Source organism: Massilia scottii (genome assembly GCF_030846495.1).
Taxonomy (GTDB): domain Bacteria; phylum Pseudomonadota; class Gammaproteobacteria; order Burkholderiales; family Burkholderiaceae_D; genus Telluria_A; species Telluria_A violaceinigra.
Genome location: NZ_JAVCWM010000053.1, coordinates 1 through 10,727, shown reverse-complemented (window position 1 = coordinate 10,727; position 10,727 = coordinate 1). Strand labels below are relative to the sequence as shown.

Sequence of the window (10,727 nt, the reverse complement as noted above, 5' to 3'; positions counted from 1 at the left end):
GCGCGCAGCGCCATCGCTTCGCGCTTGATGATCAACTCCGCAAACTGCTCCGCCGGCATCGCCGGCGCCAGGTACCACCCTTGCAGCAGATCGCAGCGCTGCGCGCGCAGGTAGTCGAGCTGCGCTTGCGTCTCCACCCCTTCCGCCACCACTTCCAGCCTCAAACTGTGCGCCAGCGCGATGATGCCTGCGATGATGGCTGCGTCGTCGGCGTCGTGCGGCACGTCGGCCACGAACGAACGGTCGATCTTGATGATGTCGACCGGGAAGCGCTTCAGGTACGACAGCGATGAATAACCCGTGCCGAAATCGTCGATCGACAGCCGCACGCCCAGTCCGCGCAGGCGGTGCAGGGCCTTGAGCGTATCCTGCGCGTGTTCCATCAGGGTGCTCTCGGTGATCTCCAGCTCCAGCAGGTCCGGCGGCAGGCCCGATGCCACCAGCACCGCTTCCACCGTGTCGGCAAAATTCTTTTGCAGCAGTTGGCGCACCGACAGGTTGACCGCCACCCGCATCGGCGGCAAGCCCTGGTCGATCCACGCCTTGAGCTGCGCGCACGCGGTGCGCAGCACGAATTCGCCCAGCGGATTGATCAACCCGGTTTCTTCCGCCAGCGGGATGAATTCGACCGGCGGCACCATGCCGCGGGTCGGGTGCTTCCAGCGCACCAGCGCTTCCATGCCGACGATGCGCTGGTTGTCGAAGCGCGCCTGCGGCTGGTAAAACACTTCAAGCTCGTTGCGCTCGAGCGCGCGCCGCAAGTCGCTCTCCAGGCGCACGTGCTCCGAAATGGCCTGTTCCATCGACGCTTCGTAGAACTGGAAGCCGGTATTGGTCTTCTTGGCGCGGTACATGGCGCTGTCGGCGCGCTTGACCAGGGTCGGGACATCGAGTCCGTCGAACGGATACATGGCGATGCCGACGCTGCTGGTGACGAAAATATCGTGGCCGTCGATCTGGAATGGCGCGGCCAGCACGCGGCAGATGGTCTGCGCCGCGGCGGCCGCCGGCGCCGGTCCGTCGACGTCGCCCAGGACGATCGTGAATTCGTCGCCGCCCAGGCGCGCCACCATGTCGATGCTGCGCACCGCGCGCCGCACGCGCTGGGCCACCGCCACCAGCAGGCGGTCGCCGACGTCGTGCCCGAGGTTGTCGTTGACGTACTTGAAGCGGTCCAGGTCGAGGAACAGCACCGCCAGCTGTGTCTTGTTCACGCGCGCCTGGTCGACCGCTTGCCCGAGCAGGTCGAAGAACAGGGTGCGGTTCGGCAGCCCGGTCAGCAAGTCGTTGAAGGCCAGGTGGCGGATGCGCTTCTCGGCGCGGTTCGCTTCGATGATGCGGCGCACGCGCTGCGACAGCACCGCGTAGTGAATCGGCTTCGGAATATAGTCGCTGGCGCCGGCCGCAAAGGCCCGCTCGACCGAGGAATTGTCTTCCAGCGCGGTGATCATCAGCACCGGAATGCTGCTGCCGCCGGGCAGTTCCTGCATGCGCGCGCAGGCGGTGAAGCCGTCCATCACGGGCATGACCGCGTCCATCAGCACCACGTCGGGCTGGAAGCGCTTGAGCATCGTCAGGGCCTGGGCGCCGTCGGCCGCTTCTTCGACCTTGAAGCCATCGCGCTGCAAGGTGTAGCGCAAGGTGCTGCGGGTACTGCGGTCGTCGTCGACGATGAGCACTTGCGGCACGTCGTCGCCGCTGCCCTGGCCGGCGCTGTCGTCGCCGGTCACTTCAAGCGCGAGCGCGCTGGCCACCGCGTTGTAGGCCACGCGCAGGCGCGGCAGCAGCGGCACGATCAGTTCGGGGCGCCCGGCGATGCCGTGGTCTTCGGCTTCCTTGGCCAGCTGCGCCAGGTGGGTGGCACCCAGATTGCCGGAGGAACCCTTGATTGCATGCGCCTTGGCGCGCGCGGTGTCGCAGTCGCCGCCGTGGGCCGCCGCTTCCAGGTCGAGCAGATATTGCGGCGTGTCTTCGAGGAAGGGGCTGATGGCCTGGGCCAGCGACGCTCCCATGATCTCGCGCAGCTTGACGAACATGGCCTGGTCGATCGGGCTCTCGCCGCTGTCGCCGGCGTGCGCGCCCGGTGCGGGCGCACTGGGCGGCTCTTCGCCGGGCGACGCCTCGCCGCGCGGCAGCCAGCGATCGAGCTTCTGGCGCAGTTCGAACAGGGTGATCGGCTTGGCGAGGTAGTCGTCCATGCCGGCGGCGAGACACTTTTCGGCGTCGCCGCGCTGGGTGTTGGCGGTCATGGCGACCAGCGGCGTGCGCCGGCCGCTGCCTTGTTCGAAGGCGCGGATATGGGCGGTCGCTTCGTAGCCGTCCATTTCCGGCATGCTGCAATCCATCAGGATCAGGTCGAAGCTGCCGTTGCGGGCCGCTTCCAGCGCTTCGCGCCCGTTGGCGGCAAATTCGCAGGCGCAGCCGTTCATGGCGAGCATGCCGGCGGCGACCATCTGGTTGGTGCGGTTGTCTTCGGCCACCAGGATGCGAAACGAGGTGCGCGGCGGCGCGGCCAGCTGGCTGGCCATGGCCAGCGCGGGCGCCCTGGCGCCGGCCAGCAAGTCCTTCAGCGCCTGCAGCAGGCGGTCTTCGCGCAGCGGCTTGCCGAGCGAGGGATGGCCGTCGACCAGGGTGCCGCCCGAGGGCGTGCCGAAGCGGTCGAGGATCAGCACCAGCGTGCCGGGTGAATCGGTGGCGATTCTCCCCGCCAGGTCGTTGCCGTCATCGTCCAGGGCGCCGATATCCATCATGACGATGGCGTACGGACGCGCCTCCATGGCGCCGACCTTCAGCTGCAGCAGCGCTTCGCCGCCCCAGCGCGTGACGTGGCAGTCGATGCCGTGGCGCTGCATGGTCTGGGCCACGAAGCTGCGCACGATCTGGCTGTCGTCGACCACGATCGTGCGCAGGCCGGCCAGTTCCGTGTGGGCCGGTTCCGGCAGTTCCTGCAGCGCGGCCTTGCAGACGATGTTGAAGGTGAAGGCGGTACCTTCGCCGAGCGCGCTGTCGACCGTGATGGCGCCTCCCATCAGTTCGACCAGCTGCTTGCAGATGGCCAGGCCAAGGCCGGTACCGCCGTATTTGCGGGTGGTCGACGGGTCGGCCTGGGCGAAGGATTGGAACAGGTGCTGCTGCTGGTCGGCGCTCATGCCGATACCGGTGTCGCGCACCTCGAAGCGCAGTCCGTACTCGGGCCCATCGGCCAGCGCGATACTGACCGCCACTTCGCCATGCTCGGTGAACTTGACGGCGTTGCCGAGCAGGTTGATGAGCACCTGGCGCAGGCGCAGCGAGTCGCCGTTGACGCATTGCGGCACGCCGGCGCCGAGCAGGTAGCCCAGTTCGACATCGCGCACCTGCGCCTGTTTGGCCACCAGTTCGATGACTTCCTCGAGCAGCGTGCGCAGGTCGAAATCGACTTCTTCGAGCGAGAGCTTGCCCGCTTCCATTTTGGAGAAGTCCAGGATGTTGTTAATCAGTTCGATCAGGGTGCGCGAGGAATTCCAGGCCACGTCCACGCATTCGGCCTGGCGCTTGTTCAGGCTCATTTCCTTGAGCATGTCGAGCATGCCGACCACGCCATTGAGCGGGGTGCGCACTTCATGGCTGACGGTGGCGGCAAACTGCGCCTTGACCAGCGCCATGCTGACGGCGGCGTCGCGCGAGTCCTTCAGTTCCGCTTCGCGCTGTTCGAGCACGTTCATCATCTTGTTGAAGGCGAGCGCCATGTCGATCAGGTCGCGCGGGCCGGCCGGGGCGGCGCGCATGCCCGATTCGCCCGCTTCGGCGCGCTGCATCAGGCGCGAGAGCGCATGGAGCGGGTTGATCATGTGGCGCGTGAGCAGGCGCACGATGGCCAGCAGGATGGCGGCGAACGACAGCGTGACGATCAGGTTGCCCACCACTAGCGACAGCGTGAGGCGGTTCAGCGTATCCTTGGCGATGGCCACATGGACGTGGCCGAGCAGCTGTTTGGGCGGCTCCTGCAGGTCGAACGGCGAGGCCAGACCCTGGCCGCCGAACACCGGCGCGGTGAAGTGCCAGGCCTGCGAGGTTTCATCGGCCAGGCGCGCCTGGGGTATGGGCGAGACGGGCGCCAGCGGCCCGGCCGGCGCGGCGCCGCTCTGGCTTTTCGAGAGCAGCACCTGGCGGCGCGTGTCGCTGATCTGCACGCTGAGCACATCGGGGAAGGTGAGGGTGGTGGCAACGACATCCTGCGCGTTTTCGGGCGAGTGATACAGCAGCGCCAGGGTACTCTGGCGCGCCAGGTTTTCGGCGATGCGCTCGCCCTGTTCGAGGAAGTAGTCGCGCATGCGGGTGCGCGCTTCCCAGGAATTCATCAGCGAGGAAAACAGCGCCAGGCCAAGAATGGCGGCGGAGACGATGACTGTCAGTTGGCGGCGAAACCCGGTGCGGCGAAGGAAGTCATGGAACATCTACTCAGGGCTCCGGATAAATAAGGTCGAAGGTACGCTGCTGCTGGTAGCCGATGTTCAGGCCCATATGGCTGGCGGTACGCAGGTTGATGGCGGTGTGCAGTTCGCGTAGCGGCTGCACGCCTTTCCTGCGCTCCCCGGCGATGGCGCCTTCGGCGGAACTGGCCAGCGAGCGGCCCAGCTCCACGTTGTTGGGACTCATGGCGAACAGGGCGCCTTTTTTCACGTGCAGCACATTGCTGGAAAAGATAGGCACGCCGCTGTTCCAGGCTTGCTTGAGGATCAGCGGGAGCAGGGTGCCTTCTTCGACCGTGGTGGTGTCGTGCGGGAGCCAGACGGCGTCGCGGCGGCTGTCGGCGCTGCTGAACAAGGTGGCGTAAAGCTGGGCGGCCTGGCCCAGGTCGCGCGCTTCGTGCGACACCAGTTCCAGGCCCTGTCCGCGCGCCGCCTCGCGCGCGATGCGCAGCAGCCATTCGGTTTTTTTGGGGTCGTACACCACGATCACGCGCCGGGCGTCGGGCAGCAGTGCGCGCAGGCGCGCAAACAGCAGCGCCGGATCGGGGGTGAGGCTGATGCCGTTCAGGTTGGCGATCTCGGCGTCCGACAGCAGCAGGGCGCCGCCCACCAGCACCTCGATATCGCTGTCGAGCGCCGCGGCCACGTTCAGGCCCTGGCGTCCGAGCGCGATGACGACCCTGGTGCCGTGGCGCTTGAGCTGCGCATTGAGGTCGGCCGCGTCGAAGCGCGCATCGACCGCATAGCTGCGCACGCGCAGGCGGGTGCGCTCTTCGATCCCCTGGATCATGCCGATGAAGGCACCGCGAAACGGCTCCGACACGTTCGGATAGAGCACCGCGATGGTGCCCTTGCCGACCGACGCTTGCAGCTCGGGGCGGCGCAGCTGGTCTTCGAGCTGGGAGGCGGTAATCGGCAGCATGCCGTATTGCCCGCCGCCGTCGTAGCGCTCCAGCAGGCCGGCCGCCTGCGCCGTGGCCGGCGCGAGATCGTCGGCGATGGCACGCGGCGCCGGTCCGGCCAGCAGCATCAACAGCAGCGCGGGCGCGCCAAACGGCGCGCGCGGCCGACGGCGAGCGTTGAAAAAAAGTGTAGTCATTGCGTACAGCGGGGACGCGTGGTCCGGTTAATTTGCAAGCAGCCACGCATGTGGGCACACACCAGGCTGCAGTATACGTTACTGGAAGTAGCCAGAAAGAAAGAATTTTGAGAAACTAACAAAAAACCACTCTCACGGTTCCGGATACAGGAACTGGAAGCCGCGCTGGACAGCCGGGCCGGCCGCGATGCCCAGATGGCTGGCGGTGCGCAGGTTCAGGGCGGCGTACACATCGCGCAGGGGCAGCAGCCCGCGCGGCGGCGGCTCGCCCGCCATCACGGCCGTGGCAAGATTGCCAAGGTTGCGTCCGAGTTCGATGTTGTTCGGGTAGAGCGCGAACAGGGCGCCTTTCCGCACATGCAGGAAGCTGCTGGAAAAGACCGGCAAGGCACGGTTCCACGCTTCGCGCAGCACCAGCGGCAGGATGGTGGTTTCGTCGACCGTGGTGGCGTCGGTGGGTAGCCAGATGGCATCGCGCCGGTTGTCGGCGGCGGCGAAAGCGTTCTGGTAGAGGCGCGCGGCGGTGGCCAGGTCGGGCGCTTCGAGCGGCGCCAGTTCGATCCCGTGCAGGCGGGCCGCGTCGCGCGCCAGCCGCAGCAGCCAGTCGTTGTGCTGCGGGTTGTAGACGACGATGACGCGGCGCACGCCTGGCGCGAGGCTGCGCAGGCGGGCAAACAGCAGGGCCGGGTCGGGACTGAGGCAGATGCCGGTGTGCCGGTCGCGCTCGGGCAAGGAGGAAATGCCGCTGACCACCAGGCCGAGCCCGGGGTCGAGGGTCTCGGCGGCCTTGAGGCCCTGGCGGCCGAGGGCGATGACCACGCGCACGCCCTGGCGTTTGAGCGCCGCGCCCAGGTCGGCCGGGTCGTGTGCGGGAGCGAGCGGCCAGGCCTGTACGCGCTGGCGCATCTGTTCTTCGATGCCGCCGATGATGTCGGTGAACACTTTGCGCACCGGGTCGGGCAGGTCGGGATAAAGTACCGCGACCGGGCCCGGCGCGGCAGGCTCGCTCGTGAAGAGGGTCTGCGCGTGCAGCGGCGCATGCGGCGCGAGGGGGGCGGCCAGCGCGGCGCACAGGCGCAGCAGCAGTGCGCGCCTGTGCGGAGCGGGCGGCGCAAGCTTATCGATGGCGCGGCGCCCGGCCATGGACGCGACGGCGCGGTTGCGCTATCGCTGCTTCGGGCTGGTGGGCCGCGCTTGGGTGTCGTCTCGGCATGTGATTATTCACACTGTTTCTTTGTGGAATATCTTAGCCGAGTTCTGGCGCCTTGAGTGTGCTGTCTTTACATCAACTGTGCTGGCGTGGCATTTAACAGACGTTTGATGTTTATCAGAACGTGTTTTTCCAGGTGCGCAGGGCGGCGAAGGCGGCTTGCGGCGGCCCGTGCGGGTCCAGTTTGCCCAGGGCAACCAGGTTGGCGACGATGTCGGGATGGCGGTCGCGCAGGAAAGGGTTGGTGGCTTTTTCCAGGCCGATGGTCGAGGGCAGGGTCGGGATGCCGCGCGCGCGTTTGGCGCTTTCAAGCACGATGCGCTGGGCGATCTGCGCGTTGGCCGGTTCGGCCGCGGCGGCGAAGCGCAGGTTGGCCAGGGTGTATTCGTGGGCGCAATAGACGGCCGTGTCGTCCGGCAGGGCGAGAAAACGCGCGAGGGACGTGCGCATCTGCTCGGGCGTGCCTTCGAACAGGCGCCCGCAGCCGCCGGCAAACAGGGTGTCGCCGCAGAACAGCCAGTGTTGGCCGGCTCCCTCGCGCAGGTAGGCGATGTGGCCCAGGGTGTGTCCGGGCACCTCCAGCACGCGCAGGGCCAGTGCCAGGCCGGGCACCTCGACCAGGTCGCCCTCGCCGAGCGGCACGCTGACCGTGGCGATGCTTTCGGCGCGCGGGCCGTACACTGGGACCTGCGCATGCGCGAGCAGTCCCGCTACGCCACCGATGTGGTCAGCATGATGATGGGTGAGTAAAATGGCGGTGAGCGTGAGATGATGCGCGGCCAGGGCCGCGATGACGGGCGCGGCGTCGCCGGGGTCGACCACGGCGGCGTGCACGCCATCGTGGATCAGCCACAGGTAATTGTCCTTGAACGCGGGGACGGCGAGCACGCTCAAGGGGCGGGGCGTCGGATACGTCATAGTGAAGGTGTCGGCAAAGGGGTAGGCATGGATAGCGCGGCATCCGAAAAATCCATTATAGCGCTCGATGACTGGCTGCAGACGCCGGCAGGCGCTTACGTGCGCGCGTGGGAACAGGCTTGCCTCGACGAGTTGACGGCCGATATCTTCGGCTACAACGCGGTGCAGATCGGCTTGCCGCAGATCGATGCGCTGGCCGCCAGCCGCATGCCCAACAAGTGGCAGGCGGCCACGCGCACCTCGTCGCGCGAGCAGGTGGCGCTGGGCGCGGGCAAGCGCCAGATTGCCGTGGCGCTCGATTTCGCCGAGCTGCCGTTCGCTTCGCAAAGCCTGGACCTGGTGGTGATGCCGCACGTGCTCGAATTTGCGGCCGAGCCGCACCAGGTGCTGCGCGAGGTCGAACGGGTGCTCATTGCCGAGGGCCAGCTGATCATCTGCGGCTTCAATCCGGCCAGTTTGTGGGGCTTGCGCCAGGGGCTCAGACGCGTGACGCGCTCTGCCTATTTGCCGGTGGCGGGCGAATTCATTTCTATGCCACGTATGAAAGACTGGTTAAAATTGCTCAATCTGGGCGTGAGCCGCAGCCATTTCGGCTGCTATGCGCCGCCTTGCCGCACGGCGCAGTGGATCGAGCGCTATGCCTTCATGGAGCCGGCCGGGCAGCGCTGGTGGCCGTATCTGGGCGCGGTGTACATGGTGCATGCGATCAAGCGCGTCAAGGGCATGACCATGATCGGTCCTGCCTGGAATAAAAAATCGGCGACGGCGCCGCAGGCGGTGCCCGCCACTAATCGGAAGTAAAGACAGCGAAAGCAGAGAAAGCCAGGATGAGTAAAGTAGAGATTTTTACCGACGGTGCGTGCAAGGGCAATCCCGGCACCGGCGGCTGGGGTGCCTTGCTGGTGGCCGACGGCCACGAGAAGGAAATCTGTGGCGGCGAACTCAATACCACCAACAACCGCATGGAGCTGCGCGCCGTGATCGAGGCGCTGAGCATCCTCACGCGTCCGTGCGAAGTGGTGCTGCATACCGACAGCCAGTATGTACAGAAGGGCATTTCGGAATGGATCCACGGCTGGAAGGCGCGCGGCTGGAAAACCGCGGCGAAAGAACCGGTCAAGAATGAAGACCTGTGGAAGGCGCTCGACCTGGCGCAGGCGCAGCACGCGGTGGAGTGGAAATGGGTGCGCGGGCACAATGGCCATCCGGGCAACGAGCGGGCCGACGTGCTCGCCAACCGCGGGGTCGAGACCGTCCGCCGCTGAGCGTGCGTCGCTGGCCGCGCGCCCGGTTTGTTATACTGCGCGCCTTGTTTCACTTATTACCCAGACTGCCATGCGCCAAATTGTCCTCGATACCGAAACCACCGGCCTCAATCCCCGCACGGGCGACCGCGTCATTGAGGTCGGCTGCGTCGAATTGCACAACCGTATGCTGACGGGGAATAACTTCCACCGTTACATCAATCCGGAGCGCGATTCGGAAGAGGGCGCGCTGGCGGTGCACGGCCTGACCACGGAGTTTTTGCGCGACAAGCCGAAATTCGCCGAGATTGCCCAGGAATTGCGCGAGTACATCCAGGGCGCCGAAGTCATCATCCATAACGCGCCGTTCGATCTGGGTTTTTTGAATAACGAGTTCAAGCTGCTCGGACTGCCGACGTTTACCGAGCATTGCAGCGGGGTGATCGATACCCTGGTCAATGCCAAGGAGATGCATCCCGGTAAGCGCAACTCGCTCGATGCGCTGTGCGACCGCTATGGCGTCTCGAACGCGCACCGCAAGCTGCACGGCGCGCTGCTCGATGCCGAATTGCTGGCCGATGTGTATCTGTCGATGACGCGCGGGCAGAACAGCCTGTCGATGGATGAAGAGGATGAGTCGGCCGGCAGCGGCGGCACCCTGGAAGCGGTGGCGCTGGCCGAGGTGATCGTGCTGGCTGCCAGCGCGGACGAGCTGGCAGAGCACGAAAGCGTGCTTGGCGGGCTGGACAAGGCGGTCAAGGGGAACTGTATTTGGAGAAATTACGCAGAAGCGTGACGTTTCGCGAAACGTATGTCATAATACGCCCCGCTTCGGGAGGTTAGCTCAGGGGTAGAGCACTGCATTCACACTGCAGGGGTCGCAAGTTCGAAACTTGCACTTCCCACCATTAGATTTGATTTAAAATCAGGGCCTTACAACAGGCCCATCTGATTTTAAAACGGCGCTGGGGCAAGTTTGGGGTAGTGCCCAGATTTGAACAGGCATGCAAAGTCATCTGTTCGTCCGTCTTCGTCAATTCAAAAATCATCAGATAATCTGCATTTAAGATTACTGCCCGGCACGGGCGTACATCTTAAGTAGTCGTTTGCGCCTGTGCTCCTCCGGACCTGACCTGATCCATTAGCCATGTGTTTTGGTGATGATGGTGGTGTCCGTGTGCCCCATTCGTGTAAGTGCTCCACGAACCCCAGCCTATTCAGTTGGGTATATCGCTGGTTAAATCGAGGGTATGCAGATCCTTCACATTCCATTGCAGCAGCGCCTCGACCTAAGTAGTCCCGCAAAATTTATCCTAAATTCGGCTCCGAAACCTTTCATCAGTGACTCAATTTCATCGAGTAACCCAGCTCCGTTCAGGCTGACGAAACGGCGCCAAAAATACTTGGCATGTTTCCACAAAATTTCGATGCGGTTCAGTTCCGGGCTGTAGGGCGGCAGGTAATATGGGTGAAGCCCTTGCCTTGCCCACTTCCGGCGTTTGCTTTCCATGACATCGCCTTTGTGAATCGCGGCATTATCCAGTACCACAATGGGGGGTACCGAGTGCGGTTGTCCTGCTATCTGGTCAAGGAAGGCGATGACATCGTCGCGCACAGTTGGCCGCTGCTGAGTGGTCCACACCAGTTCGCCCCCGTGACGCAGGGCTCCGAGTACATTGACACGCTGTCGGTGTGCTTGAGGTTCCACGGTGCGCGACTGGCCAAGCTGCGTCCACCCGTATTGCACAGGCGGGTTTGGGCTGAAGCCTGATTCGTCAAAATACAGCAATTCGCACTGGCCGTTT

8 protein-coding genes and 1 tRNA gene are annotated in these 10,727 nt (G+C 64.9%); 4 read left to right on the top strand and 5 right to left on the bottom strand.

Annotation, left to right across the window (positions count from 1 at the left end):
- From RBA41_RS33020 to gloB, 4 genes are all read right to left on the bottom strand, one after another.
- Positions 1-4,436 (bottom strand): EAL domain-containing protein (locus tag RBA41_RS33020; protein WP_306628578.1); only part of this gene is annotated, 4,436 nt, incomplete at its 3' end.
- Positions 4,437-4,440: 4 nt separating this feature from the next.
- Positions 4,441-5,550, bottom strand: coding sequence for an ABC transporter substrate-binding protein (locus RBA41_RS33015; RefSeq protein WP_306628577.1), 1,110 nt, complete (start codon positions 5,548-5,550; stop codon positions 4,441-4,443).
- A gap of 132 nt (positions 5,551-5,682) precedes the next feature.
- Complete coding sequence (locus tag RBA41_RS33010) at positions 5,683-6,693, bottom strand: ABC transporter substrate-binding protein (protein ID WP_306628576.1); 1,011 nt, start codon at positions 6,691-6,693, stop codon at positions 5,683-5,685.
- A 184-nt stretch (positions 6,694-6,877) separates the two neighbouring features.
- Complete coding sequence (gene gloB / locus RBA41_RS33005; protein ID WP_306628575.1) at positions 6,878-7,678, bottom strand: hydroxyacylglutathione hydrolase; 801 nt, start codon at positions 7,676-7,678, stop codon at positions 6,878-6,880.
- A 27-nt stretch (positions 7,679-7,705) separates the two neighbouring features.
- On the opposite strand from gloB, the gene RBA41_RS33000 reads away from it, so the two are divergent.
- The 4 genes from RBA41_RS33000 (at position 7,706) to RBA41_RS32985 (ending at position 9,830) form a co-directional block, all read left to right on the top strand.
- Positions 7,706-8,479, top strand: a complete 774-nt coding sequence (locus RBA41_RS33000) for a class I SAM-dependent methyltransferase (RefSeq protein ID WP_306628574.1) — start codon at positions 7,706-7,708, stop codon at positions 8,477-8,479.
- Positions 8,480-8,505: 26 nt separating this feature from the next.
- Entirely contained in the window at positions 8,506-8,943 is a 438-nt protein-coding gene (rnhA, locus tag RBA41_RS32995; RefSeq protein ID WP_099879445.1) for a ribonuclease HI, read from the top strand.
- Between the two features lie 70 nt (positions 8,944-9,013).
- The gene (gene dnaQ, locus RBA41_RS32990; protein ID WP_306628573.1) at positions 9,014-9,718 is read left to right on the top strand and encodes a DNA polymerase III subunit epsilon; all 705 of its coding nucleotides are present in this window, start codon (positions 9,014-9,016) and stop codon (positions 9,716-9,718) included.
- A gap of 37 nt (positions 9,719-9,755) precedes the next feature.
- Positions 9,756-9,830, top strand: a tRNA-Val gene (locus tag RBA41_RS32985).
- Positions 9,831-10,183: 353 nt separating this feature from the next.
- Here the strand turns inward: RBA41_RS32985 and RBA41_RS32980 are convergent.
- Positions 10,184-10,727, bottom strand: a 544-nt coding sequence (locus RBA41_RS32980; protein WP_306628572.1) for an IS630 family transposase, incomplete at its 5' end; no start/stop codon positions are given.

Coding starts and splice junctions, on each gene's coding strand:
- RBA41_RS33015 (WP_306628577.1), bottom strand. CDS start 5,550: ATGACTACACTTTTTTTCAACGCTCGCCGTCGGCCGCGCGCGCCGTTT.
- RBA41_RS33010 (WP_306628576.1), bottom strand. CDS start 6,693: ATGGCCGGGCGCCGCGCCATCGATAAGCTTGCGCCGCCCGCTCCGCAC.
- gloB (WP_306628575.1), bottom strand. CDS start 7,678: ATGACGTATCCGACGCCCCGCCCCTTGAGCGTGCTCGCCGTCCCCGCG.
- RBA41_RS33000 (WP_306628574.1), top strand. CDS start 7,706: ATGGATAGCGCGGCATCCGAAAAATCCATTATAGCGCTCGATGACTGG.
- rnhA (WP_099879445.1), top strand. CDS start 8,506: ATGAGTAAAGTAGAGATTTTTACCGACGGTGCGTGCAAGGGCAATCCC.
- dnaQ (WP_306628573.1), top strand. CDS start 9,014: ATGCGCCAAATTGTCCTCGATACCGAAACCACCGGCCTCAATCCCCGC.